We start from the raw sequence: 25,671 nt of genomic DNA, 5'->3' as shown, positions 1-25,671 counted from the left end.
GCTGACCGGGCTAGGCTGACGAGCAGGCCCCCGTAGCCCAATGGCAGAGGCAGGCGACTTAAAATCGCTTCAGTCTGGGTTCGAGTCCCAGCGGGGGCACCGCTTTCAGTCCTGTGCGCGTGCGAGCTTCTTCCGCTCACCCGCCGCCTCACGTATCCGACGCACGACCAGCACGACGAGGGCGATCGCGATCGCCGTGTAGACGGCGTAGTCGAGATAGCCGAGATATTGCTCCAGCTGCTCGTGCTGTGTGCCGAGGGCCGCGCCGACCCCCAGGAGCAGCGTGTTCCAGAGCCCGCTGCCGATGATCGTGAAGAGGCTGAAGGTCACCAGGTTCATGCGAGCAGCACCGGCGGGGATCGAGATGAGGCTGCGCACGCCGGGCACCATGCGCCCGACCAGCACCGTCCACGCGCCGCTGCGCACGAACCACTCGGATCCGCGCTCCAGGTCCGAGCGGCTCACCAGACGCGTCGCCGCGAGCAGACGCACCGCCCGGTGCATCCCGATCGCTGCGCCGAGGCCGTAGAGCAGGAGCGCACCGATCCACGATGCCAGCGTGCTCCAGAAGATGAGCCAGCCCAGGTTCAGCTGGCCGCTCTGGCTCAGGTACCCCGCGAACGGAAGGATCACCTCGCTCGGGATCGGCGGAATCAGCACTTCGAGGAAGACCAGAAGGCCGACGCCGAAGTCGCCGAGAGCGATGAGCACATCGGCTGCGAACCCGGTGAGGCCGGTGAAGCCGTGATCGGTGTCGATGGACAGAAGCATCAGTGGGCGAGCCTTCCCATGGTGGTCCCTTCGTGGGGCAGACCACCGGGCATCCCCACGTCGGAGAAGACGGCAGGGGTTTCTCGGCGGCCCGCGATACGGGTGCCAAGGTCTCCTCCACCCTCGCGGGCCAGCGGGCCGGAGCACATTCTCGTGCTCGTAATGACGACGACGCTGCAGACGGGAGTACTCCCCTTCGCGGTGACGACACTATCGGAGCACGCCTGAGCAACGCCTCGGAAACGCACAGGTGCCGAGAAAACGAGGAACGGCCCCGGCGCTGAGCGCACGGGGCCGTTCCGGAGACGCGAGAGCGTCCGACTACTTCGCCGAAGCCTCGACGGGTTCAGCGGCCTTCTTCGCGGGAGCCTTCTTGGCGGGAGCCTTCTTGGTCGCCGGCTTCTTCGCCTCCGCCTCACCCTCCGCGTCGGAAACCTTGGCCGCAGACTTCTTGACGGGAGGCTCGGACTTCGCGGCCGGAGCCGTGTCCGCAGCCGGCGCCGCGGGAGCGGCCGGACGCGGGCGGGCAGCGAACTCCTCGAACACGTAACGCGGGTTCTGCACGGTCTCGAGGTTCACCAGGTCGCGGCCCAGCCACAGGTTGTTCCACCAGCCCCAGATCACGCGGAACTTGCGCTCCCAGGTCGGCATCGCGAGGCCGTGGTAGCCACGGTGCGCGACCCAGGCCACGAAGCCCTTGAGGGCGATCTTGCCGGACTGGAAGACACCGTTGTAGAGGCCGAGGCCGGCGACGGCGCCCAGGTTCTTGTGGAAGTACTCCTTGGGGTTCTCTCCGCGCAGGACGGCGACGAGGTTCTTGGCGAGGAGCTTCGCCTGACGGACCGCGTGCTGAGCGTTCGGCACGCAGAAGCCGCCGACTCCCCCGCCGGAGAGGTCGGGCACGGCGGACACGTCACCCGCGGCCCAGGCACCCTCGACGAACGCCTCGGGGGTACCGACGCGCAGATCGGCGCGGGTCTGGATGCGACCGCGCTCCTCGACGGGAAGGTCTCCGCCCCGCACCACCGTCGGGTTGGCCATGACACCGGCGGTCCACACGATGACGTCGGTCGGGATGACCTCGCCCGTGGAGAGCTCGACGTTGCCGTCGATCGCCCCGGTGACCTGGGTGTCGAGGTGCACGTTGGCACCACGCTTGGCGAGGTCCTTCAGCACCCACTCGCTGGTCTTCAGCGAGACCTCGGGCATGATGCGCCCCATGGCCTCGATGAGGTGGAAGTGCGTGTCCTCGAAGCTCAGCTGCGGGTACTTGCCGACGAGCGAGGAGGCGAGCGAGCGCAGCTCCGCGAACACCTCGATGCCGGCGAAGCCACCACCGACGACGACGACGGAGAGCAGACGGTCGCGCTCGGGGCCGGCCGGCAGCGACGCCGCCTTGTCGAAGTTCGACATCACCTTGTCGCGGATCGCGACGGCTTCCTCGATCGTCTTCAGCCCGATCGCGTTGTCGGCGATCCCGGGAATCGGGAACGTGCGCGACACCGCTCCGGCGGTGACGACGATCTGGTCGTACGCGAACTCGTACGGCTCGCCCACGGGCGGCGTGATCGTCGCGACCTTCTGCGCGTGGTTGATGTTCGTCACCTTCGCGGTGAGGACGTGCGTGCGCTTGAGGTGACGACGGTGGGCGACCACCGAGTGCCGCGCCTCGATCGAACCGGCGGCGACCTCGGGGAGGAACGGCTGGTAGGTCATGTACGGCAGCGGGTCGACCATCGTGACGTCGGCCTCACCCTTGCGCAGGTGCTTCTCGAGCTTCCACGCAGTGTAAAAACCTGCGTACCCTCCGCCGACGATCAGAATCTTGGGCACAGTGCTGTTCTGAGGCACAGAAGAACTACTCCTCGGAGTCGGGGATTTGGCGTACGGGAACGCGCGCCGATCGGATGCGCCGGGCAGCTGCGGTGACGCCAAGCGCTATCAGGATACCAGGGACCGTGAGCGCAATGAGCGGCAGGGTACCGTAACGCAGCGAATCAGCGCTGGGAAGCAACGGTGAACCGGCCTCGCTGGGCGCGTCCGCGGCCGGGAGAGGCGGCACGGCGACCGGTGTGACGGACGCCTCGGGTTCCGGTTTCGCCTCCGCGCGGCGGAACCACCGGATCCACTCGGCGAGATCGCCCATCGGGTTCTCGGTCACCGGCGCGATGTCCGCGGAGATCGCCGCCGCCGCATCCACGAGCCCGTAGCCGTAGAGCGGATCCCGCGGCTTGACGGCATCCGGAACCGGGATGGCCGTCTGGATGATCCGGTTGATCACGTCGATCGCCTTGATGTCGGGGTGCGCCGAACGGATCAGAGCTGCGACGCCGGCGACGATGGGGGCCGCGCCGCTCGTTCCGCGCCAGGGCTGGATCGTCCCGTCGGCCGAGACGCCGATCAAGCCCTCGCTGGGCGCCGAGATGCCGATCGTGATGCCCTGCGTGGAGGCCTCGACACTCGCCGTGCCCGTCTGGTCCACCCCGCCGACCGTGAGCACACCGGGGATCGTGGCTGGGGCGCCGATGATGTTCGTCCCGCTCCCCCTGTTCCCTGCAGCGACGACCACCACGACGTCGTGCTCGAAGGCGTACAGGAACGCATCGTCCCAGCTCTCGTCCCAATCCAGCGTATTCGTCGTGAAGGAGAGGTTGATGATGTCGGCGCCGTTGTCGACGGCCCAGCGCATGCCCTTCGCGACCTGCTCCGTGAACGGGACGGCCGCCGCCGCACCGAACCCCACGGAGATCGACAGCAGGTTCGCCTCTGGTGCCACACCGATCATGCCGGTGCCGTCCGCCGCGCCCCGCCCCGCCGCGAGCGACGCCACCCAGGAGCCGTGGTTGCCGTCGACCGCGCCCAGCGGTGTGCGTCCGTCCGGAGTTCCCGCGCCGGAAACGTCGGTCCCGCCCACCACGGCATCGCCGAACACCTGTGGCACCTTGCCGATGCCCGTGTCGATCACGGCGATCGTCACGCCCTCGCCCCGTGTGGTCTGCCAGGCCTCGCGGATCCGCGCTCCGTCGAGCCAGTACTCAGACGCACGCGTCGGGTCGGCCGGATCATCCGGGATCGGCGGCGGGGTCGCGGAGGCTCCGAGGAGCAGGACGGAGGCCGCGACCACCACGACGGCGGCAGCGCTGCGGAACGTCCGACGCACGGTCATTCCGGGAGAGCCGCCTCTTCACGCGTGGCGGCGCCGGGGTCCTCACACCGGCAGACCGTCGGGGACCACGAGGAGCGCGACAGCGCGGCGTCGCCGATGGGGTTCACTCCAGGGCCCGCCGCGAGAGCGTGTCCGGCGAGCGCATGGAGGCACTTCACGCGCGTCGGCATGCCCCCGGCGGAGATGCCGTCGATCTCGGGGACCTCTCCGAACCTCGTGCGGTCGGCGAGGTAGGCCTGATGGGCGGCGAGGTAGGCCGCGGCCACCTCCTCGTCGTCGACGAGCAGGGCGGCGAGCTCCGGCATCACCTGCGTGGCTTCGAGCGTCGACATGGCCGCGGTCGCTGCCGGGTGGGTCAGGTAATAGAAGGTCGGGAACGGAGTGCCGTCCGGAAGACGGGGGGTCGTGGCGACCACCGTCGGGTTGCCGCAGGCGCACCGGGCGGCGATGCCCACCACACCCCGAGCGGGACGGCCGAGCTGGGCCGATACGACGGCGAGTTCGGCGGGAGTGGGGGCGGGGAACGGCGGCGTGGTCACCTCTCCAGCGTACGGGAGCCGCCCGAGAAGATGCTCGACGCGACCCCTCAGCGAGCCACCGCCGCCGTGTCGCTCAGGCCCGTCGAGACGAGCGTGCGCAACAGGTGCGGCATCCAGTCCGCGGGCTTCTCCTGGATGGTGTCGCTGACCGGCGCCTGCTCACGAGGCAGCGCGGAGGGATCGAGATCGTTGTCGATCAGGTACACGACCTCCCCCGGCTTCACGTAGTACAACCGTTCCCGGGCCTGGGTGGTGATGTAGGCGGGGTCGCTCCAGCGGTCCCGCTCCGCGATGAGCGCCGAGATCTCGTCCTCGCTCACCTGCACGGAGGCCTCGAGCGCCGCGATCTTCTGGCGCTGATCGATGAAGGTGCCGAGCGTGGGCACGAGGACCCACGCGCCGAGCACCACCAGCGAGAGCATGATGACGGAGAAGGCGGACAGACGGATACCCGCCGCCCATTCGCGGACGTCGACACGCGGAGCGGAGCCACGCGTCGACCTCGATGCGGACGCGGGCTTCGGCTTCGTGGCCGACTTCCCCGTCGTCCGCGGAGTCTTCGGCGCGGGAGACGCCGAAGGAGGAGCCGGTCGTCGTACCACGGCTCCTCCTTCGTCGTGCTGCCCGGCGGGTCGTTCGTGCATCCTCCGCCGGGCGAGATGTCTCGCTGTCTCGGCTGCGCTCAGGCCTGGTAGCGCGGGAACGCCGATCGACCGGCGAAGACCGCGGCATCTCCCAGCTCTTCTTCGATGCGCAGAAGCTGATTGTACTTCGCCACGCGCTCGCTGCGGGCAGGCGCACCCGCCTTGATCTGACCGGCGTTCGTCGCGACGACGAGGTCGGCGATCGTGGTGTCCTCGGTCTCGCCCGAGCGGTGCGAGAGCATCGCCGTGTAGCCCGAGCGCTGAGCGAGGCTGACCGCGTCGAACGTCTCGGTCAGCGTCCCGATCTGGTTCACCTTGACGAGCAGGGAATTCGCGACACCGCGCGTGATGCCGTCGGCCAGACGTGCCGGGTTCGTGACGAACAGGTCATCGCCGACCAGCTGCACCTTGGAGCCGAGGACGTCGGTGAGGTGCTTCCAGTTGTCCCAGTCGTCCTCGGCCAGCGCGTCCTCGATCGTGACGATCGGGAAGTCGTTGACGAGTCCGACGTAGTACTCGGTGAGCGCGGCGGCGTCCCAGTCCTTGTTGTCGAGACGGTAGACACCGTCCTTGAAGAACTCGGTGGCGGCGACGTCGAGGCCGAGCGCGATGTCGGTACCGGGGGTGAAGCCGGCCTTCTCGATCGCCTTCACCAGGAAGTCCAGTCCCTCGCGGTTGCTGGGCAGGTCGGGGGCGAAGCCGCCCTCGTCGCCGAGGCCGGTCGCGTAACCCGCGGCCTTCAGCTCCGCGCGCAGCACGTGGTAGGTTTCGACGCCCCAGCGGAGGGCTTCGGAGTAGGTCTCCGCACCGATCGGGGCGAGGAAGAACTCCTGCATGTCGATGCCGTTGTCGGCGTGCTCGCCGCCGTTGATGACGTTGAACAGGGGAACGGGCAGCACGTGCGCGTTCGGGCCGCCGAGGTAGCGGAACAGCGGCAGATCGGCCGAGTCGGCGGCAGCCTTGGCGACCGCGAGGCTCACGCCGAGGATGGCGTTGGCGCCGACGCGCTTCTTGTTCTCGGTGCCGTCGACCTCGTTGAGGATCTCGTCGACGATGCGCTGCTCGCTCGCCTCGACACCTTCGATCGCCGGGCCGAGCTCATCGATGATGGCCTCGACGGCCTTGAGCACGCCCTTGCCGCCGTAGCGGTCCTTGTCGCCGTCGCGGAGCTCGTACGCCTCGAACGCGCCGGTGGATGCGCCGGACGGGACAGCCGCCCGCTGCACGATGCCGTCGTCGAGGAGGACCTCCACCTCGACGGTCGGGTTTCCGCGCGAGTCGAGAATCTCGCGTGCGCCTACAGCCTCGATCAGTGCCACTGATGTGCTCCTTGCTCAGGGGGAAAACGTGGTGTGGAGCGTCGTCGATCCGCGCCCAGTCTAGCCCGCGCTCCCGACCGGCTCAGGGACTCTTTCCTCCCGGTACGCGCAGTCAGACCACGACCGCGATCGCGAAGCCGTCCCAGCCCTTGACCCCGACGGTCTGCAGCGCCGTGGCGTCGAAGCGCGGATCCTCCCCGAGCATCCGGAGTCCGTCACGGGTGCCGACCACCTTCGGGTCGACGGCGTCCTCACTCACGATCTCCCCCTCGCGCCCGATGTTGTCCAGCACGATCACGGTCCCCGCGTGCCCGAGCTTCGCCGCCCAGTCGAGGTAGATCGTGTTGGACTCCTTGTCGGCGTCGATGAACACCAGATCGAAACCGCCGACCAGGCTCGGGAGCACGTCCGCTCCCCTGCCCACCCGGATGTCGACACGATCGCCGACGCCCGCCGCGTCGATGCTCGCCCGGGCGACGGCGGCGTTGTCCGGCTCCGCCTCGACCGTCACCACCCGCCCCTCGGGCCCGACGGCGCGAGCAAGCCAGATCGTGGAGTAGCCGCCGAGCGTGCCGATCTCGAGCACCCGCCGCGCGCCGCTGATCCGGACGAGGAGGTTCAGCAGCTTGCCCGCCACGGGGGCGACCTCGATCTCGGGCAGACCCGCTGCCCGCTGGGCCGTGAGCGCCGCCTCGAGGTGGGCATCGGAGCCGATCAGGGTATCGGCGAGGAACGAATCGGTCTGCGACCATGCCGCGGGAGTGGATTCCATGCCCTCAGCCAACCCCCGACGCCTCGGCCCGTCAAGGCTGCGGTGGAGAGAGCCGGGGTGCCGGAGCGGCGAGTTCCGGCTGCGTGCGGAACTGCCCGGTCAGCGCGAGCACGACCGCGACGAGGAGGAGCACGATCCACCCGGCGAGCCCGAGCGGCCCGGCGAGAGCCATGTCCGGCTGCGAGGCGGCGAAGATCAGCACGAGTCCGGCGGCGGCATTGAGCGATCCGTGCGCGATCACGGCAGGCCACACCGACCCCGAGCGCAGACGCAGCCACCCGAACAGGACACCCCAGGCGACGCATCCGCCGATCATGAGCACCACGCCCAGGATGTCGGTACGCCCGAAGTTGTACCCGAGCAGGATGATCGGGCTGTGCCAGGCGCCCCAGATCACACCGCTCAGGATCAGGGCGGGCCAGGTCCCGAGCGGGCGCAGCGCCGGCAGCAGCCAGCCCCGCCAGCCGAGCTCCTCACCGAACGCGAAGAAGCTGTTGATCAACGCGCCCACCGGGATCGCGGCGAGCTGCGCGAACACGAGGATTCCGACCGGGGGCAACGGCGTGCCGGCCGGCACGGCCTTCTCGAGTTCGGCGGCGAAGGCGGGGAAGGTCGGGTCGAACTGCACGAAGCCGAACGCCGCCGCCACGAGGAGGCTCGCTCCGACCAGGAGGGGCGGAACCAGCCATCCGACGACGATGAGCCATACGACGCGCTTCGCGGGACGCAGCGGCCAGAGTCCGAGGAACCGGGCGCGCCCACCCCGAGCAGGAACCCCCATCGCGAAGGTGACGATGACCGCGGCGACCGCCGGAGTACACATCATCAGCGGGAGCAGCACGACGGTCAGCGGTTCGGCGAGTCCGTCACCGAGCCACAGCGGCAGCGCCACCAGCCACGCCAGGGCGAAGGCCACGACGACGAAGAGAAGGACGGCGGCCCAGGGCACGCGCCGCAGCTGTGGAGTGGAGTCGATCATGACGTCGCCTTTCCGGTGTCGGTGGGCATCGTGCCCGATGTTCGCGTGCGGTCGACATACGCCTGCAGCAGTGCGGCCGCCTCTTCTGCGCCGTCGATCGTCACGAGGAAGGGACGTCGACCGCGGCGCGAGACCTCGATCGCCGGCCCACGGCGCAGGACGATGCCCGAACGGCCGTCGACGGAGACGCGCCATCCCCATCCGCCGAACTCACCGAACGGCGAGATGTCGACGGCGCGCGCCGACTCGACCTCGTCGAGCGGGACACGGACCCGCGGCCACCCCAGGAGCGCCCGCGCAGCGAAGCCCTCCGGCGTGATCATGACGCGGAAGGAGGCCGTGGCCGCCAGCGAGATGCCCACGACCAGCACCACGAGAGCGACGAGCGCTCCTCCCTCGGTTCCGGTCCCGAGCAGGTACGCGGCGAGCGCGACGAGTCCGAGCAGCACGACGAGGAGGAAGGCGACCACACCGCGGGGCATGCTCGTCGTGGCGATCCACACGACGCGTTCCCCCTTCTCGATGTGCACGGCGTAGCGCGGCTCGAGCGTGCGCCCCCGGGGAGCGCGGACGCGAGGCTGCACGGCCCAGGCCGCTCCGGCGACGACGAGGAGCGCGACGAAGGAAACGGCGACGACACCGCCGATGCCGGGAATTTCGGAGGACTCGGACAGATCGCGCTGGATCGCGAGCGACCCGACGCTCGTCACGGCGGCGAAGGCCGCCATCCCGGCGGCGAGCGCACCCATCAGCCGCGCTGCGCCGCCCCAGTGCGACCCGACCGCGACGAGTGTCGTGACGACCATCAGTGCGGGGATCCCGAGGCCCACCCCGAGCAGGAGCCAGAGATACGTGGCCGCGGATCCGAACCCGTCGGCGCCGTCGACACCCCAGTGGGTCGCGACCTGCTCCGGAAGCGACGGCAACCAGGAGAGCAGCACCACCAGCGCGACCGTCGTGATCACGATCGGCACGAGCACGGCGACGAGGAAGAACATCCGTCGGGCGCGCTTCAGGAGCGGCGGTGGCGTGCGGGTGAGGTCGTAGGTGGTCATGGCGAGTCCTCCTCGCGACGGTCGGAGTGGTCGAGGTCGGAGCGGACCTCTCGATGGGAGCGCACGATGCCCGCGAGCGTATCGGCGGAGACACCGAGCGCAGCGGCGCGGCGCACCAGGTCGTCGATGTCATGGGCGAGTTCGGCGAGCGGTGCCGCCGACGCTGCGATGACCGCCCCTCGGCCCCGGCGGAGGTCGACGAGCCCTTCGTCGCGCAGCCGTTGGTAGGCGTGGAGCACGGTGTGCTGATTGATCGACAGCGCTTCGGCGACATCGCGCGCCGCGGGGAGCCGGTCCCCGGGAGCCAGGACGCCGGCGAGGATGTCGGAGCGGACGGAGGTCGCCACCTGGTCGTACAGCGCACGCGGGCTGTCGACATCGACACGGATGAGCATGTGGCCCCCTCTCCTCGAATCTCTAGTTATTCTATGTGAACTAGAACAACTGTCACAATCCTCCACACGTCTTTGTCGCTCTCGGAGCGGTACTCCACACTGACCTCATGCGCATCACTCCCCGCCGTCTCGCGATCGGTATGAGCCTGTGGATCCCCAATCTCTTCAGCGGAATCCGCATCCGCCGCTTCAGTGAGGACTGGACGCACGCCACCGTGGAACTGCACGTCAACGTCTTCACCCGCAACTACGTCGAGACCGCGTTCGGCGGCTCGATGTCGGCGATGACCGACCCGTACTTCTTCATGCTGGTGATGCACCAGCTCGGCCGCGACCATGTCGTGTGGGACACGCGCGGCGAGATCGAGTTCCTCAAGCCAGGACGAGGCGTGCTCACGGCCGAGTTCGAGGTGTCGAAGGAGAAGGCCGAGGAGATCCGCGAGCGTGCGCGGGGCGGGGCCAAGGTGCTCGAGTGGTTCGAGACGGTCATCACCGACCGCGAAGGCGACGTCGTCGCGAAGGTGCGCCGCGAGGTCTACATCCGCGAGAAGAGGCGGGTCACCGCCGCACGGAGCTGACCGCCGTCACCCGCCGTTCACCGTCGCATGCCACGATGACGGGATGCCCCTCGCTCGTCGCCTGACGCTCACGGACGCCGTCGCCATCGGCCTGGGTTCCATGATCGGTGCCGGCGTGTTCGCGGTGTGGGCACCGGCGATCGGCGTCGCGGGAAGCGGAGTCTTCGTCGCACTCGCCATCGCCGCCGTCGTCGCGTACTGCAATGCCACATCATCGGCGCAACTCGCCGCGGCCCATCCTGTCGCCGGCGGGACCTACGCCTACGCACGCGCGGAGATCGGCCCCTGGTGGGGCTTCGTCGCCGGCTGGAGCTTCGTGATCGGCAAGATCGCCAGCTGCGCCGCTATGGCGATGACGTTCGCCGCCTATGCCGCCCCCGAAGGTTGGACCGTTCCGGTGGCGGTCGCCGCGGTCGCCGCGCTCGCGATCGTGAACTGCCTCGGCGTCACGCGCACCGCGATGCTCACCCGCGTGCTGGTCGTCTGCTCGCTCCTCGGGATCGCGGTCGCGGTCGGGTTCGGGTTCGGCGCCGGCGCGATCACCAGCGCGGCTCCGCTGCCCGATGCCACGGCGTACGGCGTGTTGCAGGGGGCTGGCCTGCTGTTCTTCGCCTTCGCCGGTTACGCCCGCATCGCGACGATGGGCGAAGAGGTGGTCGACCCCGCGCGCACCATCCCCCGTGCCATCGTGGTCGCGCTGGGCGGTGCCGTCGTCGTCTACCTGCTCGTGGCAGTCGTCGTGGTCGTCGTGCTCGGCGCCGACGCGGCGGAGTCGACCGCTCCCCTCGTCGACGTGCTCGTGGCGACCGGATGGCCCGCGCTCACGCCGATCGTGCGCGTGGCCGCCGCGGCCGCCTCACTCGGAGCCCTCCTCGCGCTGCTGACCGGTATCGGACGCACCACGCTGGCCATGGCACGGGAGAGCGACGTGCCGAGGTTCCTGGCGAAGATCGATCAGCGCCATCAGGTGCCGCAGCGCGCAGAGATCGTGATCGCGATCGCCGTGATCGCGATCGTCCTCGTCGCTGATCTCCGCGATGCCATCGGGTTCTCGTCGTTCGGAGTGCTCCTGTACTACCTCATCGCGAATGCGGCCGCCTTCCGACAGGCCGGAAGCGCTCGCCGCTACCCCCGCGCGCTGCAGGTGCTCGGAGCACTCGGCTGCCTCCTGTTGGTGAACACGCTTCCTGTGCTCGCCTCGCTCATCGGAGCAGCAGTGGTCCTCCTCGGCGTCGCCTATCGGCTGGTGCGTCTGCGCGTCTCCCGATCCTGATCTCAGAGGCTCGACTCGGCGCGGTACACCCGCGGCGCGATGCCCAGGACCGACTGGAAGTCGCGGGTGAGATGGGCATGGTCGGAGTACCCGAGGTCGGCCGCGATCGAGGCGAGGTCGACGCCCGGCTGATCCCGGACGCGCTGTGCCGCCTCCTGCAGACGCCGTCGCCGGATCATCGCGGCCGGCGAGATGCCCACATGACGATGCGTCATCCGCTGCAGGGTCCGCACGGAGACCCCCATGCGCGTCGCCGCCTCCTCCGGCGTGAGCACCGCCGCGTCGTCCATCAGCACGTCCGTCAACGCGTTCGCCTGCCGGTCGGGCTCGCTCACCGCCCCGACCCGATCCGCGAGCCACCGTGCGAAGACCTCCACCGCTCGTTCCCGGCGCCCGTCGCCCGAGGCCATCGCGGCCACCACGTCGTGGCGGAGCGCGGCCACCGCGGTCTCGGGTGCGGTCAGTGCGCGCTCGCCGTCGATCAACGCAGCCGGGTCGTCGATCAGCGCGGCCACCGCGGCGGGGCGCAGCAGGGCACCGACCGCCCAGCCTCGCCCTCGCAGGTCGCGGTGGGAGACGCGGGTCGTGACACCGGACAGCATCACGGCATCGGCATCCACGACGAGGTTGAGTGCGGGGTAGGCCACCATCTCTTGCCGCGATGAGCGCCCGGCGGCGATGTCCCACTCCGGGATCCAGAACCACACGACCAGCTCCGCGACCTCCGCCGGCGCGGGCAGCCGATGGAATTCCGGGAGCCGCGCCGGATAGAGCACGCCACGAGTCGGATTCACCATGGGGCCAGGGTAGGCGCTGCCACCGACGTGCGGAGGTTGTCGCGGATCTTCAAGCCGTGGTCCGCCCGCGCGACGTACCGTGGCGACATGAGCGACGACACCTCCACGACAGCCACCCCGACCACCGGTGCCACCGGCACCCACACCACCGACGGCCGCCCGCACGGGGCCACCTCCCTCACCCCGTTCCTGGCGATCCGAGGCGCGAAGCAGGCGATCGACTTCTATCGCGACGTGTTCGGCGCGCGGGTCGTCGACGTCACCGAGTTCGGCGGCGTCGTCGTGCACGCCGACCTCGACTTCGGGCTGGGCCGTCTCCAGCTGGGCGAACCGAATCCGGAGTACCACCTCGTCCGCGCACCCGAGGGCGATGACGACTGCTACTCGATGGGTCTCTACGTCTCCGACGTCGACACCGTCGTCGAGAAGGCCGTGGTCGCCGGAGCCACCGTGCGCGAGGCACCGGCCCTCTTCGTCTCCGGCGATCGGTTCGCCAGCATCCGCGATCCGTTCGGCGTGCGCTGGTCCGTCATGACGCGCGTCGAGGACATCTCCGAGGAAGAGAGCAGCCGACGGGTCGCGGAATGGGCGGCATCGTTCAGCGAGGCTCCCGCCGACGCGAGCTGAGCGACCGCTCCGCCGCCCGGCACACGGCGGGTGTCAGGGCCTCGGCCGTACGGCGGTAACCCAGGGCACTCGGGTGGAACCGGTCCGGGCTGAACATCGTCTCCGGCTCGTCGAAGAACATCGGCCCCACCGCGCGACGCAGATCGACCGCCTCCGCGCCTGCCTGTCGCGCCGTCTCGTCCTGGATCTCGGCGAGACGACGCGACAGGCTCGACGCGATCCGACGGAGAGGCTGCGGCACCGGGCGCAACGCCCCGAGGTCGGGGCACGTGCCCACGACGACCTCGACCCCGAGCGCGCTCAGCCTGCGGATCGTCTCCTGCAGGTGCTGCGCCGACAGCGCCACGGGCAGCCGATGCGTCACATCGTTGCCGCCCACCACGATCACCGCGACGTGCGGACGGTACCCGGCGGGGAGGGCATCGAGCTGAGCAGTCAGGTCGGGTGACTCCGAGCCGACGACCGCCGCCGTACGCAGCCGCACCGGACGGTGCATCCGGCGTCCGATCGCCTTCGCCAGACGCCCGCCGAGCGTCTCCTTGCGACGCTCGGCCCCGAGACCGGCGGCGATGGAGTCGCCGAGCATCAGCAGATCGAGCGGTTCCCCGTCGAGCGCGCCACGCCAGACGCGATCCGCATCGAGCGACTCCTCCCCCAACGGCTTGCCGATGCGCTTCCGCGCGAGCGCAGCCTGCTGCACGAGCACCAGACGGAGGGACGCCGCGACCGTCACGGCGATCAGCGCCGTGAGCATCACGAGACGGAACCGGCCCATGACCCGATTCGACCCGATCACCGTGAACACGGCGTGAACGGCCCGACGCCGCTCACGTGCCCCGGGCCGGAATCAGGAGAGCGGCTTGACCTCCAGGTCGCCCCCGCCTGCCGTGACCATCGCGAAAGCCGTGTAGCCGTCAGCCGCCGACCGCTCGAGCAGCGCCTTGACGTTCTTCGTCCGTCGCTCCAGCCGTACGCGGGTGCCCTCGGCGATCAGCGCGGCCTTCTGCCGGACCAGCTCCTGCACCGGGACATCCGCATCGTGGATCAGGACCACGGCCTGCGCCACGGTGTCCTTCTCCTCGGCGATCAGGTCGACGAGACGCTCGAACCCGAGCGAGAATCCGACCGCCGGAACCTGCTGGCCGAGGAACCGCCCGATCATGCCGTCGTAGCGCCCGCCGCCGCCGAGCGAGTATGGGACGGAGGGGTGCGCGAGCTCGAAGATCGTGCCCGTGTAGTAGCCCATGCCACGCACGAGGAACGGGTCGAACACGAGCGGGATGTCGGACTGCCCACGCCCGGCTGCGACCGCCTCGCCGATGCCGACCAGGTGCTCGACGAGCTCGACGGGTGCTCCCTCGGGCAGCGCCTTGCGGATCTGCCGCTCCCCGAACGGGTGGTACTCCATCGTCTGCGGGCGCTGCAGGAAAGCATCGAAGGCGTCGGCGGCGGCTGCGGAAGCGCTGCGCTCGCGCAGCTCCGCGGCGACGCCCTCCGGTCCGATCTTGTCGAGCTTGTCGATCGTGATGAGCACCCCGGGGCGCTCCTCGGCCGTGAAGCCGAAGCTGTCCAGCATCCAGTCCAGCACCCGGCGGTCATTGATCCGCACGGTCGCGCCGTCGAGTCCGAGCGCGTCGACGGCGTCGAGGGAGGCGACCATCAGCTCCGCCTCGGCCCGCGAGGAGTCGTCACCCATGATGTCGATGTCGCACTGGACGAACTGCCGATAGCGCCCCTTCTGCGGCCGCTCGGCGCGCCACACCGGGCCGATCTGGATCGACCGGAAGACGGTGGGGAGCTGGCCGCGGTTGCTCGCGTAGAAGCGCGCGAGCGGCACGGTCAGGTCGTAGCGGAGACCGAGGTCCGAGAGCGCGGCGGGGTCGTCGGCCGCGGCCCGGATCGCGTCTGCATCGAGGCCGCGACGGAGGATGTTGTACGAGAGCTTCTCGTTATCGCCGCCGATCCCGGCATGGAGGCGATCGTAGTCCTCGACGACGGGCGTCTCGATCTCGTCGAAGCCGTGCGCGAGGTAGCGCTCGCGAATGACGGAGAGGACCCGCTCACGGCGGGCCTTGTCGGCGGGGAGGATGTCGCGCATACCGCGCGGCGGGTTCACAGTAGCCACGGGTCCATCTTCCCAGGTCGGCCCGAGGGTCCGTGCGCCCGGACGATCAGGAGGCCGCTTCGGCCGCTCTCACGTCGTCCTCGAGCACGCGCAGGCGCTCGCGGAGTGCGCGCTCCGCATCCCACCCCGCGACGCGGGCCGTCGCCACCAGCGCGAGCAATGCGTCACCGAGCTCGGCTTCCGATGCCGGAACGTCGGCCTCGTCGCCGGGTTCGACCGCCACCTCCACCTGAGCGGCGCGGCCGACCAGTTTCTGGGCGAGGGCGAGTGCCGGCATCCCCCGCGGCACGCCGTCGAGCACGCTGCCGCGGGTGCGCTTCTCCGCGGCCTTCGCCGCGTTCCAGTGCACGAGCACCTGCTCCGGGGTCTCGGCGACCTCACCGGCGAAGACATGCGGATGCCGGCGCACCATCTTCTCGGTGAGTGTCCGTGCCACGTCGTCGATGTCGAACGGATCCTCGGGATCCTGCGCGGCGATCGCCGCGTGGAACAGCACCTGCCAGAGCAGATCGCCCAGCTCCTCACGCAGATCGTCCCGGGTGCCGGTCTCGACCGCGTCGATCACCTCATGCGATTCCTCGATCAGATACGGCACCAGGTCCTGGTGCGTGATGCGCTGCGACCAGACGCAGCGCGCACGCACCTCCCGCATGGTCTCGGCAGCGGCGCGGAGCGGATCGTCCACCCCGGCACCGGGCTCAGGATGAGAGCTCATGCGTCCTCCTTCGAACAGAGCGGAACCGGCTCCGCGCTCAGGACGAGGCGGATGCGGTGCGACGGTACCAGCGCGCACGCAAAGACACGATGAGCGCAGAAAGCAGAAGGGCGATCAACGACCCGACGAGCACGCCGAGGATCGCCTGGTCCCGGATACCGCGATCATCGGCGAAGGCGAGATTCGCCAACAGCAGCGACACCGTGAACCCGATCCCGCCGAGCGCCCCGGCCGCGAGGATGTCGGCGAACGGCAGCGCCGGATCCGAGCCCTTCGGACGGATGTGCATCGCAAGCCAGCCGAACAGCGAGATCCCGATGATCTTGCCGACCGGCAACGCGACCACGATCCCCCAGAAGGCCGGAGAGAGCTGCGTGGGCGAGAGGGCGGGGATCACCACGAACGCCGCGACGAAGGCGAAGATCGGGAGGATCACCCCGTTCACGGTCGGCTCGAGCGCGTGACGCGTGCGGGCAGCGGGAACCGGAGCCATGACGAGACCCAGCAGCACACCGGCGATCGTGGCGTGGATGCCCGACGAAGCCACGAGACCCCAGGTCACGACACCGACCACCACCATCGCGACGGCGATCAGCGGGTGCCCCTTCGCATGCAGGAAGCGGCTGAGGGCCCAGAACACGGCGACCCCCACGACCGCGAGGCCGAGCAGCAGCCACTGCACGTCGCCGGCGAAGAGGACCGCGATGAAGATGATGCCGATGATGTCATCGAGGATCGCGAGGGCGAGCAGGAAGACGCGCACACGAGACGGCAGACCCTTCCCGAACATCGCCAGCACACCGAGGGCGAAAGCGATGTCGGTCGCGGTCGGAATGGGCCACCCCGAAGACGTCGAGCTGTCTCCCCCGGCGATCAGCAGGTACACCGCGATCGGGACCAGGACACCGCCGGTCGCCGCGATCGCGGGCTGCACGGCCTTGCGCAGCGAATCGAGCTCGCCGTGGGTGAGTTCGTGGCGCAGCTCGATGGCGACCACGAGGAAGAAGACCGCGAGGAGTCCGTCCGACACCCAGTGCTCGATCGACAGGTCGAGGTCCGTCCCCGGCACCGCGATGTGGAAGTCGAGGAAGGCGGCCAACGGATCGTGCGTGGGCAGGTTCGCGAGCAACAAGCCGAGACCGGCCGCGAGGAGGAGGAGGACGGCGGGGAACTGCTGCCCGCGGAGGGGGTTCGCTGAGATGCGCATCCGTCCCATCGTATGGTCCCGGCTCACTCCGCGGTCCCCGTGCCTTCCGCGATCCGCGCTCCGCGGTCAGGCGTCCGTCCCGCGTCCGTCATGCGTGCAGAACACCCTCGGCGTGCGGGATACTCTCGAAGTGTGACCCCCGCACACTCCTTCTCCGAACCCACGAACACCGAGGCGATCCGCGTGATCGGCCGTTTCGAAGCCGGCCGCGGCATCCCCGATGCCATGCGCACCGACGTCAGGATGCTCGGGCAGCTGCTCGGGCAGGTACTGCGCGAAGCCGGCGGCGACGGACTCTTCGAAGACGTCGAACGCCTCCGGCTCGCCACGATCCAGGCCTACGACCAGGAGACCCCCGATGCGTTCGAACGCGCCGCGGCGATCGCCGAGTCGTTCACGGTCGCCCGCGCCGACGAGGTCGCGCGCGCGTTCACCTGCTACTTCCACCTGGTGAACCTCGCCGAGGAGCACCAACGCGTGCGCGTGCTGCGCGAGCGCGCAGGACAGCCAGGACGCGAGGATGCCGCCGACACCGTCGCGACCGCATACGCGCGACTGCGGACCGAGGTCGGCGACGACGAGGCGCGCCGCCGCCTCGAAGGCCTGCGCTTCCACCCGGTCTTCACCGCGCATCCGACGGAGGCCCGCCGCCGCGCGGTCTCGTCGAGCATCCGTCGCCTGTCCGAGCTCCTCACGCAGCACGACGCAGCGAGCGAGGGCGGCTCGGAGGAGCACCGTGCTCGCCGACGCATGCTGGAGGAGATCGACACGCTCTGGCGCACGGCTCCCCTGCGGTCGCAGAAGCCGTCCCCGACCGACGAGGTCCGCACCGTGATGGGCGTGTTCGACGAGACGCTGTTCACGACCGTGCCGCACGTCTATCGCCGCATCGATGACGCCCTCCGCGGCGAGGAATCCGGCGCCAGTGCCCCGGTCGTGCCCGCGTTCGTGCGGATCGGCTCGTGGGTGGGCGGCGATCGGGACGGCAACCCGTTCGTCACCGCCTCCGTGACCCGCGAGGCCTCGCAGATCGCCGCCGACCATGTGCTGCGCGGCCTCGAGCGCGCGCTCGAGCGGATCGGTCGTGCACTCACGCTCTCGGCGGACGACACCCCGCCGAGCGCCGACGTCACGGCCGTGTGGGACCGATTCGCGGCTGGAGACCCCGAGCTGGCCGCGGAACTCGCGACCCGCTCGCCGGACGAGCCCCACCGTCGCGTGCTGCTGGTGATGGCGCGCCGCATCGCCGCCACCCGTCAGGGCGATGGTGCACGGGCCTACGCCCGCCCCGAAGAGCTGCTCGCCGATCTGCGGGCCGTGCAGTCGTCGCTCGCGGATGCCGGCGCGAAGCGTCACGCATTCGGCGGCGTGCAGCACCTGATCTGGCAGGTCGAGACCTACGGCTTCCACCTGACCGAGCTCGAGGTGCGTCAGCACTCGCAGGTGCACGCGAAGGCGCTGGCCGAGCTGGACGCCGGCGAGGCTCTCAGCGCCCAGACCGAGGAGGTGCTGGAGGTCTTCCGCGCGATCGCGGACATCCAGCGCGATCGCGGTGTGCGGGCCGCAGGGCGCTACGTCGTCTCGTTCACCCAGGCCGCCTCTGATCTCGCCAACGTGCATCGCCTCGCGCGGTACGCCCTGGGCGACGACGCCCCGGTGCTCGACGTGGTCCCGCTGTTCGAGACGTTCGCCGACCTTCAGGCCGCGCCGGGCATCCTCGCCGAAGTCGTGACGTTCCCGGAGTTCCGCGAACGCATGGCCGCCACGGGCAACCGCCTCGAAGTCATGCTCGGCTACTCGGACTCGTCCAAGGACGTCGGTCCGGTCGCCGCGAACCTGGCCCTGTACGAGGCGCAGGAGAAGATCGCCCGCTGGGCGCAGGAATCCGGCATCGTCCTGACGCTCTTCCACGGTCGCGGCGGCGCCCTCGGCCGTGGTGGCGGGCCTGCGAACTCCGCCATCCTCGCGCAGCCGCCGCACTCGGTGGACGGTCGGTTCAAGCTCACCGAGCAGGGCGAGGTCATCTTCGCGCGCTACGGCGAGCCCGCCATCGCGATGCGGCACATCGACCAGGTCGCCGCCGCGACGTTGCTGGCGTCCTCCCCCACGGAGGAAGCGCGCACCAGCCGCGCCGCCGAGCGCTACGCCGAGATCGCCTCGATCATGGACGCCGCCTCCCGGGAGCGCTTCTTCTCACTCGTGAAGGCGGAGGGCTTCGCCCCGTGGTTCGCCACCGTGACGCCGCTCGAGGAGATCGGCCTGCTCGCACTCGGGTCCCGCCCCGCACGCCGAGGACTCTCGGTCGAGTCGCTGGAAGATCTGCGGGCGATCCCGTGGGTGTTCGCGTGGACGCAGGCGCGCATCAACCTCGCGGGCTGGTTCGGGCTCGGCACCGCACTGGATGCCGTCGGCGATGAGGAGCTCCTTGCCGAGGCGTACCGCGAGTGGCCGCTGCTGCACACGATGATCGACAACGTGGCGATGAGCCTGGCCAAGACGGATGAGCGCATCGCCCGGGAGTACCTGGCCCTCGGCGACCGTGACGACCTCGCTCAGCTCGTCCTCGATGAGCTGGCGACCACGCGGCGCTGGGTGATCCGGCTCACCGGCGGCGACAGCCTCCTGGAGAACAAGCCGGTCCTGCAACGCGCCGTGCAGCTGCGCAGTCCCTACGTGGATGCGCTCTCGCTCCTGCAGTTGCGTGCACTGCGCGCGCTGCGCTCCGCGGACGAGGAGCCGACGGGCTCGGGAGCCGACGCCGAACAGCAGCGGCTGCTCCTGCTCTCGGTGAGTGGAGTCGCCGCGGGCCTGCAGAACACCGGGTGACCGGCGGGCCGCCTGCCGCGTGCGTCGCCCACGATGGACCGCCGCTAGAGTGAAATCTCGCGCCGGATCCGGCGAAGCCTCACGCGACACGATCGCCTGCACCACCATCCCCCACCAGAAAGCCCCTTCCGCGTGACCGCTACGACTCCCGTCGACTTCCACCCGCTCGCCCCCGCCGTGCAGCCCGTCTTCGACACGGTGCTCGCCCGCAGCCCGCATGAGCCGGAGTTCCAGCAGGCCGTCCACGAAGTGCTGCACTCGATCGCGCCGGTCCTGGAGCAGCACCCGGAGTACGTCGAGGGCGGCATCCTGGAACGGCTCGTCGAACCCGAGCGCCAGATCCTGTTCCGCGTACCGTGGGTCGACGACTCCGGAAAGCTCCAGGTCAACCGGGGCTACCGCGTGCAGTTCTCCTCGGTGCTCGGCCCGTACAAGGGTGGGCTGCGCTTCCACCCCTCGGTCGACCTGTCGATCATCAAGTTCCTCGGATTCGAGCAGATCTTCAAGAACGCGCTCACCGGTCAGGGCATCGGCGGCGGCAAGGGCGGATCCGACTTCGATCCGCACGGCAAGTCCGACGCCGAGGTCATGCGCTTCTGCCAGTCGTTCATGAACGAGCTCTACCGTCACCTCGGAGAGCACACTGACGTCCCCGCCGGCGACATCGGGGTGGGCGGCCGCGAGATCGGCTACCTGTTCGGCCAGTACCGCAAGATCACCAACCGCCACGAGTCGGGCATGTTCACCGGCAAGGGCACCGGGTGGGGCGGCGCGGAGGTGCGCACAGAGGCGACCGGATACGGCGCGGTGTTCTTCGCCCAGGAGATGCTCGCTGTGCACGACGACTCCCTCGCCGGCAAGCGCGTGGGCATCTCGGGCTCCGGCAACGTCGCGATCTACGCGATCCAGAAGGCCACGCAGCTCGGCGCGACCCCGGTGACCGCCTCCGACTCCTCCGGCTACGTCGTCGACGACGCCGGCATCGACGTCGACCTGCTCCGTCAGCTCAAGGAGGTCGAGCGCGCCCGCATCGTCGAGTACGCCAACCGTCGCCCGAGCGCACGCTTCATCGAGGGCGGCAGCGTCTGGGAGGTCCCGGTCGACATCGCGGTGCCCTCGGCCACGCAGAACGAGGTCAGCCTGTCCGACGCCGAAGCGCTGATCGCCAACGGCGTGCGCGTGGTGTCGGAAGGCGCGAACATGCCATGTGTGCCGGATGCCGTCGACGCGTTCCAGAAGGCGGGCGTGCTGTTCGCCCCCGGGAAGGCCGCCAACGCGGGCGGTGTCGCGACCTCGGCCCTCGAGATGAGCCAGAACGCGTCGCGCCAGCGCTGGAGCTTCGGGGACAGCGAGAACAAGCTGCGCGAGATCATGGCGGACATCCACGATGCCGCGTTCGACGCCGCGGAGCGTCATGGTGTCGCGGGTGACTACGTGGCCGGTGCCAACATCGCGGGATTCGAGCGCGTCGCCGCCGCGATGCTCGCCCAGGGCGTCATCTGATCCCTCGCCTGATCCGTTCCGGTCGCGATATGTCACCGTTTCGGCTGATTTCGGCTGACATATCGCGACGGGAAGGGCTCGTGAGGGACCGCGCCGGCGGTCAGGAGCGGTGCGGGCGGCGGTGTGCGTCGTCGAGATGCACGTCCTGCGCATGCCGCGCGAGGGAGCTGCCGTAGCGCTCGGTGAGCTGCACCATCAGGTCGGGGGTGTCCCGGTCGACGCCGAAGACGTGCCCGGGGAAGTCGAGGTCGGGCTGGGCGGCCGCGATGTCGTCCTCACGGTCCGGCGAGAAGAGCTGCACCGGATCACCGACCGCCACCCAGCCGATCGGGACCACCGTACCTTCGGGCAGGACGGCGCGACGGAGGACGATCGCGTTGACGCGTACCTCGCAGCGCGCCCCCACCAGGGAACCGTTGAACAGACGCGACCCCGAGGCGAGGAACGTCTCCTCACCCACGGTCGCGCCCGCGATGCTCGACAGTGTGCCGATCAGGGTGTGCGCGCCGATGTGCACCGCGTTTGCGGCGGTCGCCCGGATGAGCGCGTTCTCCATCACGATCACGTGCTCGCCGAGGGTGATCGCTCCTCCTTCGGCCGTGATCACGGCGCCGTGCAGCACCTGGCAGCCCGGCCCGATCTCCACGTCGCCCGAGACGACGGCGGTGGGGGCGATGACGGCGGTGTCATGGATGCGGGGCCGAGCCCCGAGGTGCTCGTACAACATGCGGCCAGACTAGTACCGTCGCCGGTCGCCGCGCGCTACTCGGCCGCGACCGGCTCGGGGAAGATCGCGGTGAACAGCTGTCCGACCCACTCGAGCAACTGTGCATCGGGCAGCGGCTCGAGACCGACGCCGACCGCTGCGGGAACCATGGGCATCGGCACGACCAGCGCCTCTCCCCCGGCCACGAGCTTCGCCTTCGGATACAGCCGCTGCAACCGCACCTTGATCGAGTCTTCGAGGCGTGCGGGCGCGATGCGCAGGTTCGACCCCATCACGACCACATCCGTGAGCCCGGCGCGGGCGGCACGGCGCCGCAGACGCGAGACCGCGACCAGGCCCTCCACCTCTTCCGGCGGTGTGCCGTAGCGGTCGACGAGCTCCTCGATCACGAGGTCGATGGCCTCGTCCTTCGCCGTCGCCGCCGAGGCAGCCGAGAGCTTCTGATAGGCCTCGAGTCGCAGACGCTCGCTGTCGATGTAGTACTCGGGGATGCGCGCATCGAGCGGCAACTCCAGTCGCAGCTCCTGTCCGGTCTCGACCTCGTCGCCGCGGAAGGTCGCCACGGCCTCGCCGATCATGCGCAGGTACAGGTCGAATCCGACGCCGGCGATGTGTCCGGCCTGCTCGGCACCGAGGAGGTTGCCCGCCCCACGCAGTTCGAGGTCTTTCAGCGCGACCTGCATGCCGGAGCCGAGGTCGTTGTTGACCGCGATCGTCTGCAGACGGTCTGCCGCGGTCTCGGAGAGCGGCTTGGTCTCGTCGTAGAGGAAGTACGCGTACGCGCGCTCGCGCCCTCGTCCGACACGACCTCGAAGCTGGTGCAGCTGGCTGAGCCCGTACTTGTCGGCGCGGTCGATGATGATCGTGTTCGCGTTGGCGATGTCGAGGCCGGTCTCGATGATGGTCGTCGAGACGAGGACGTCGAACTTGCGCTCCCAGAAGTCGTCGACGACCTGTTCGAGCTGGTGCTCGCCCATCTGTCCGTGGGCGACGGCGATGCGGGCCTCCGGCACGAGTTCGGCGAGCTCGCTCGCCACGCGCTGGATGGACTGCACGCGGTTGTGCACGAAGAAGATCTGCCCCTCGCGCAGGATCTCACGTCGGATCGCGGCGGCCATCTGCTTGTCGCTGCGGGGACCGACGAAGGAGAGGATCGGATGACGGTCCTCGGGCGGAGTCGCCAGCGTCGACATCTCCCGGATGCCCGTGACCGCCATCTCGAGCGTGCGCGGGATGGGAGTGGCACTCATGGCGAGGATGTCGACGTTGGTCTTCATCTTCTTGAGCGAGTCCTTGTGCTCGACCCCGAACCGCTGCTCCTCGTCGATGATCATGAGGCCGAGATCCTTGAACATCACCTGATCGGTGAGGATGCGGTGGGTGCCGATCACCATGTCGACCGAGCCCTCCAACAGCCCCTGGAGGGTGAGCCGGGCTTCCTTGTCGGTCTGGAAGCGCGACAACGGCCGCACCTTGACCGGGAACCCGGCGAAGCGCTCGGTGAAGGTCTCGAGGTGCTGCTTCACGAGAAGCGTCGTGGGCACGAGCATCGCGACCTGCTTGCCGTCCTGGATCGCCTTGAACGCGGCACGGACGGCGACCTCGGTCTTGCCGAAGCCGACATCCCCCGAGAGCAGTCGGTCCATCGGGATCGGCCGCTCCATGTCGGCCTTGATCTCGTCGATGGTCTGCAGCTGGTCCTGGGTCTCGGCGAACGGGAACGCCTCCTCCAGCTCGCGCTGCCACGGCGTGTCCGGACCGAAGGCGTGTCCCTTGGCGCTCATGCGCGCGGAGTAGAGCTTCACGAGCTCCACGGCGATGTCGCGAACCGCCTTGCGCGCCTTGCCCTTGGCCTGCGACCAGTCGCTTCCGCCCATCTTCGAGAGCGTGGGCGCTTCGCCGCCGACGTACTTCGAGAGCAGGTCGAGCTGGTCGGTCGGCACGAAGAGCTTGTCGCCCGGGTAGCCGCGTTTGGACGGTGCGTACTCGAGCACGAGGTAGTCGCGGACCGACTTGGCGGCATTGCGTCCCCCGGTCGACACCTCCCGCTGCGTCATCTCGACGAACCGGCCGATGCCGTGCGTGGCGTGCACGACGAAGTCGCCCTGCTTGAGCTGGAGCGGATCGACGACGTTCTTGCGGCGGGAGGCGAGCTTCTTGACGACGCGCTGGTCGCCGCCGATCGTGCGGCCGTAGAACTCGTTGTCGGTGAGGACCGCGAGCTTCGCCTCCTCGATCTGGAAGCCCGCTTCGACCGAACCGGTGACGAGTGTCGCGACACCGGGCTCCGGCGCCTCGTCGAGCGTCTCGAGCACGCGAGCGGCCAGGCCCCGGTCTGCGAGGACGTCGCGTGCACGATCGACCAGTCCGTGACCGGCGGCGATCACGACCACACGCCATCCGTCGGTCACCTTCGCCTCGACGAAGGAGATGGCACCGTCGACGTTGCCGTGGAAGGAGGGGATGACGGCGGCGCCGAGGTTGGTCGCCTCCACCTCGCCCTCGCCGAGGCCGGCGCCGAACGGGCTGAGCCGCCACCACACGCCGCCGCGGTCGCGCACGACCTCCCGGAGCTCGGCGATCGTCAGGAAATCCCCGGCCCCCAGATCGATGGGCGCGGAAGCACCGGAGGTGGCCGCGCTCCAAGCGGCGTCGAGGAACTCGCGGTTCGTGTCGCCCAGGGTGATGGCACGTGCGCTCGCGCGCTCGGGATCGATGACCGCCGTCGCGCTGCCGGCCGGCAGGTACTCGGCCAACGACTTCAAGGGTCCGGCGACCGCGGGGAGTAGCGACTCCATCCCCTCGACCGGGATCCCCTCGGCCATCTTCTCGAGCATGCCGGAGATCGCGGGGAAACCACCGATCAGCGCGCGGGCGCGTTCGCGGACGTCTGCTGTGAGCAGCAGTTCACGGGTCGGAGGAAGGTCGACGCTCGGGACATCGCCCGGAAGCGAACGCTGGTCGGCCACCGAGAAGGCACGGATCTGATCGATCTCGTCGCCGAAGAACTCCACGCGGTAGGGATGCTCGGACGTCGGCGGGAACACGTCGAGGATGCCCCCGCGCACCGCGAACTCCCCGCGCCGCGACACCATGTCGACGCGCGAGTACGCCCGCTCGACGAGCTGCTCCACCACGCGGTCGAGTTCGTGACCCCGACTGCCGACCAGGAGCTCGAGCGGCGCGATCTCGCCGAGGTTGCCCGCGATCGGCTGCAGCGCGGCGCGGACGGACGCGACCACGATCAACGGGTGGTCGCCCGACCACTCCGCAATCCGACGCAGCGTCTGCAGCCGCTGACCCACCGTGTCGGGGCTCGGACTGAGGCGCTCGTGCGGGAGCGTCTCCCACGCGGGGAACGTGAGGATGTCGGCATCGGGCGTGTAGGCGTGCATCGCCAGCGCCAGACTCTCCGCCCGCCGACCGGTGGGCACGACCGCGAGAAGAGCGGCCGGATGTCCCGCCGCGGTCCGTCGAGCCAGCAAGCCGGCCAGAGTCGGCGCGTCGAGCCCGTCGACCAGGCCGAGGTCGGCGTCGGTGCGCGCCCAGCTGAGGGCGTCGCGGTACAGAGACGCCTCTTCCAAGGCGCGCAGAATCCCCGGAACAGTCACCGGACAAGACTAGTCGCGCCCACGGACACTCCCGCCGCCGTC

At 69.7% G+C, this 25,671-nt stretch carries 22 protein-coding genes and 1 tRNA gene; 6 read left to right on the top strand and 17 right to left on the bottom strand.

Features of this window, described 5'->3' with window-relative positions; genetic code table 11:
- Positions 1-26 precede the first annotated feature (26 nt).
- Positions 27-99 (top strand) — tRNA-Leu (locus tag LRQ07_RS05735).
- A 6-nt stretch (positions 100-105) separates the two neighbouring features.
- Here the strand turns inward: LRQ07_RS05735 and LRQ07_RS05730 are convergent.
- The 10 genes from LRQ07_RS05730 to LRQ07_RS05685 form a co-directional block, all read right to left on the bottom strand.
- On the bottom strand, positions 106-771 hold the full coding sequence (locus LRQ07_RS05730) for a DedA family protein (protein WP_131493489.1): 666 nt from the start codon (positions 769-771) through the stop codon (positions 106-108).
- A gap of 321 nt (positions 772-1,092) precedes the next feature.
- Positions 1,093-2,604, bottom strand: a complete 1,512-nt coding sequence (locus LRQ07_RS05725; protein ID WP_232762250.1) for an NAD(P)/FAD-dependent oxidoreductase — start codon at positions 2,602-2,604, stop codon at positions 1,093-1,095.
- Between the two features lie 25 nt (positions 2,605-2,629).
- Complete coding sequence (locus tag LRQ07_RS05720) at positions 2,630-3,937, bottom strand: S8 family serine peptidase (RefSeq protein ID WP_232762251.1); 1,308 nt, start codon at positions 3,935-3,937, stop codon at positions 2,630-2,632.
- On the bottom strand, positions 3,934-4,476 hold the full coding sequence (locus LRQ07_RS05715; protein WP_232762252.1) for a DUF501 domain-containing protein: 543 nt from the start codon (positions 4,474-4,476) through the stop codon (positions 3,934-3,936). The genes LRQ07_RS05720 and LRQ07_RS05715 overlap by 4 nt, the downstream gene beginning before the upstream one ends.
- A 47-nt stretch (positions 4,477-4,523) precedes the next feature.
- The gene (locus LRQ07_RS05710; RefSeq protein WP_248539987.1) at positions 4,524-5,078 is read right to left on the bottom strand and encodes an FtsB family cell division protein; all 555 of its coding nucleotides are present in this window, start codon (positions 5,076-5,078) and stop codon (positions 4,524-4,526) included.
- Between the two features lie 80 nt (positions 5,079-5,158).
- Positions 5,159-6,439, bottom strand: coding sequence for a phosphopyruvate hydratase (gene eno / locus LRQ07_RS05705; RefSeq protein WP_232762254.1), 1,281 nt, complete (start codon positions 6,437-6,439; stop codon positions 5,159-5,161).
- Positions 6,440-6,551: 112 nt separating this feature from the next.
- Complete coding sequence (locus LRQ07_RS05700; protein ID WP_256536099.1) at positions 6,552-7,211, bottom strand: O-methyltransferase; 660 nt, start codon at positions 7,209-7,211, stop codon at positions 6,552-6,554.
- Between the two features lie 31 nt (positions 7,212-7,242).
- A complete protein-coding gene (locus LRQ07_RS05695; RefSeq protein ID WP_248539986.1) occupies positions 7,243-8,190 on the bottom strand; it encodes a CPBP family intramembrane glutamic endopeptidase in 948 nt (315 codons plus the stop codon).
- Entirely contained in the window at positions 8,187-9,245 is a 1,059-nt protein-coding gene (locus LRQ07_RS05690) for a DUF1648 domain-containing protein (RefSeq protein WP_256536098.1), read from the bottom strand. Before LRQ07_RS05690 ends, LRQ07_RS05695 begins: the two co-directional genes overlap by 4 nt.
- Positions 9,242-9,640 carry a GntR family transcriptional regulator gene (locus LRQ07_RS05685; RefSeq protein WP_047523193.1) on the bottom strand — a complete coding sequence of 133 codons (399 nt, stop codon included), beginning with the start codon at positions 9,638-9,640 and terminating at the stop codon, positions 9,242-9,244. The genes LRQ07_RS05690 and LRQ07_RS05685 overlap by 4 nt, the downstream gene beginning before the upstream one ends.
- Positions 9,641-9,747: 107 nt before the next feature.
- Here LRQ07_RS05685 and LRQ07_RS05680 point away from each other — a divergent pair, with 107 nt between their 5' ends.
- Entirely contained in the window at positions 9,748-10,218 is a 471-nt protein-coding gene (locus LRQ07_RS05680) for a PaaI family thioesterase (RefSeq protein ID WP_256536097.1), read from the top strand.
- A gap of 43 nt (positions 10,219-10,261) precedes the next feature.
- Positions 10,262-11,491, top strand: a complete 1,230-nt coding sequence (locus LRQ07_RS05675; protein ID WP_256536096.1) for an APC family permease — start codon at positions 10,262-10,264, stop codon at positions 11,489-11,491.
- Positions 11,492-11,493: 2 nt separating this feature from the next.
- Here the strand turns inward: LRQ07_RS05675 and LRQ07_RS05670 are convergent, their stop codons facing one another.
- On the bottom strand, positions 11,494-12,288 hold the full coding sequence (locus LRQ07_RS05670) for an AraC family transcriptional regulator (protein ID WP_256536095.1): 795 nt from the start codon (positions 12,286-12,288) through the stop codon (positions 11,494-11,496).
- A gap of 87 nt (positions 12,289-12,375) precedes the next feature.
- On the opposite strand from LRQ07_RS05670, the gene LRQ07_RS05665 reads away from it, so the two are divergent.
- Positions 12,376-12,915: a VOC family protein gene (locus tag LRQ07_RS05665; protein ID WP_131493468.1), complete on the top strand. Its 540-nt coding sequence runs from the start codon at positions 12,376-12,378 to the stop codon at positions 12,913-12,915.
- Here the strand turns inward: LRQ07_RS05665 and LRQ07_RS05660 are convergent.
- From LRQ07_RS05660 to nhaA, 4 genes are all read right to left on the bottom strand, one after another.
- Positions 12,887-13,690 (bottom strand): SGNH/GDSL hydrolase family protein, encoded by an 804-nt coding sequence (locus LRQ07_RS05660; protein WP_413775533.1) that lies wholly within the window; start codon positions 13,688-13,690, stop codon positions 12,887-12,889. The two genes, LRQ07_RS05665 and LRQ07_RS05660, sit on opposite strands and share 29 nt — an antisense overlap.
- A 72-nt stretch (positions 13,691-13,762) precedes the next feature.
- Positions 13,763-15,013 carry a histidine--tRNA ligase gene (gene hisS, locus LRQ07_RS05655; protein WP_232763155.1) on the bottom strand — a complete coding sequence of 417 codons (1,251 nt, stop codon included), beginning with the start codon at positions 15,011-15,013 and terminating at the stop codon, positions 13,763-13,765.
- A 73-nt stretch (positions 15,014-15,086) separates the two neighbouring features.
- On the bottom strand, positions 15,087-15,755 hold the full coding sequence (locus tag LRQ07_RS05650; RefSeq protein ID WP_256536094.1) for a MazG family protein: 669 nt from the start codon (positions 15,753-15,755) through the stop codon (positions 15,087-15,089).
- A 37-nt stretch (positions 15,756-15,792) separates the two neighbouring features.
- Positions 15,793-16,962: a Na+/H+ antiporter NhaA gene (gene nhaA / locus LRQ07_RS05645; RefSeq protein WP_256536093.1), complete on the bottom strand. Its 1,170-nt coding sequence runs from the start codon at positions 16,960-16,962 to the stop codon at positions 15,793-15,795.
- Between the two features lie 132 nt (positions 16,963-17,094).
- On the opposite strand from nhaA, the gene LRQ07_RS05640 reads away from it, so the two are divergent.
- Both LRQ07_RS05640 and gdhA read left to right on the top strand, forming a co-directional pair.
- On the top strand, positions 17,095-19,788 hold the full coding sequence (locus LRQ07_RS05640; protein WP_256536092.1) for a phosphoenolpyruvate carboxylase: 2,694 nt from the start codon (positions 17,095-17,097) through the stop codon (positions 19,786-19,788).
- Between the two features lie 132 nt (positions 19,789-19,920).
- Positions 19,921-21,291, top strand: coding sequence for an NADP-specific glutamate dehydrogenase (gdhA, locus tag LRQ07_RS05635; RefSeq protein ID WP_131493460.1), 1,371 nt, complete (start codon positions 19,921-19,923; stop codon positions 21,289-21,291).
- A gap of 100 nt (positions 21,292-21,391) precedes the next feature.
- On the opposite strand, the gene LRQ07_RS05630 is transcribed toward gdhA, so the two are convergent.
- Both LRQ07_RS05630 and mfd read right to left on the bottom strand, forming a co-directional pair.
- Positions 21,392-22,018: a gamma carbonic anhydrase family protein gene (locus LRQ07_RS05630; RefSeq protein ID WP_047523184.1), complete on the bottom strand. Its 627-nt coding sequence runs from the start codon at positions 22,016-22,018 to the stop codon at positions 21,392-21,394.
- Between the two features lie 35 nt (positions 22,019-22,053).
- Positions 22,054-25,629, bottom strand: a complete 3,576-nt coding sequence (gene mfd, locus LRQ07_RS05625) for a transcription-repair coupling factor (RefSeq protein WP_256536091.1) — start codon at positions 25,627-25,629, stop codon at positions 22,054-22,056.
- Positions 25,630-25,671: the final 42 nt, after the last annotated feature.

Source organism: Microbacterium sp. J1-1, assembly GCF_024498615.1.
Classification (GTDB): domain Bacteria; phylum Actinomycetota; class Actinomycetes; order Actinomycetales; family Microbacteriaceae; genus Microbacterium; species Microbacterium aurugineum.
Note: the sequence above shows the minus strand (reverse complement) of the source record. Positions and strands in the feature narration are given on the sequence as shown.

Coding starts and splice junctions, on each gene's coding strand:
- LRQ07_RS05730 (WP_131493489.1), bottom strand. CDS start 771: ATGCTTCTGTCCATCGACACCGATCACGGCTTCACCGGCCTCACCGGG.
- LRQ07_RS05720 (WP_232762251.1), bottom strand. CDS start 3,937: ATGACCGTGCGTCGGACGTTCCGCAGCGCTGCCGCCGTCGTGGTGGTC.
- LRQ07_RS05700 (WP_256536099.1), bottom strand. CDS start 7,211: ATGGAATCCACTCCCGCGGCATGGTCGCAGACCGATTCGTTCCTCGCC.
- LRQ07_RS05695 (WP_248539986.1), bottom strand. CDS start 8,190: ATGATCGACTCCACTCCACAGCTGCGGCGCGTGCCCTGGGCCGCCGTC.
- LRQ07_RS05690 (WP_256536098.1), bottom strand. CDS start 9,245: ATGACCACCTACGACCTCACCCGCACGCCACCGCCGCTCCTGAAGCGC.
- LRQ07_RS05685 (WP_047523193.1), bottom strand. CDS start 9,640: ATGCTCATCCGTGTCGATGTCGACAGCCCGCGTGCGCTGTACGACCAG.
- LRQ07_RS05680 (WP_256536097.1), top strand. CDS start 9,748: ATGCGCATCACTCCCCGCCGTCTCGCGATCGGTATGAGCCTGTGGATC.
- LRQ07_RS05675 (WP_256536096.1), top strand. CDS start 10,262: ATGCCCCTCGCTCGTCGCCTGACGCTCACGGACGCCGTCGCCATCGGC.
- LRQ07_RS05670 (WP_256536095.1), bottom strand. CDS start 12,288: ATGGTGAATCCGACTCGTGGCGTGCTCTATCCGGCGCGGCTCCCGGAA.
- LRQ07_RS05665 (WP_131493468.1), top strand. CDS start 12,376: ATGAGCGACGACACCTCCACGACAGCCACCCCGACCACCGGTGCCACC.
- LRQ07_RS05660 (WP_413775533.1), bottom strand. CDS start 13,690: ATGGGCCGGTTCCGTCTCGTGATGCTCACGGCGCTGATCGCCGTGACG.
- hisS (WP_232763155.1), bottom strand. CDS start 15,013: ATGCGCGACATCCTCCCCGCCGACAAGGCCCGCCGTGAGCGGGTCCTC.
- LRQ07_RS05650 (WP_256536094.1), bottom strand. CDS start 15,755: ATGAGCTCTCATCCTGAGCCCGGTGCCGGGGTGGACGATCCGCTCCGC.
- nhaA (WP_256536093.1), bottom strand. CDS start 16,962: ATGCGCATCTCAGCGAACCCCCTCCGCGGGCAGCAGTTCCCCGCCGTC.
- LRQ07_RS05630 (WP_047523184.1), bottom strand. CDS start 22,018: ATGTTGTACGAGCACCTCGGGGCTCGGCCCCGCATCCATGACACCGCC.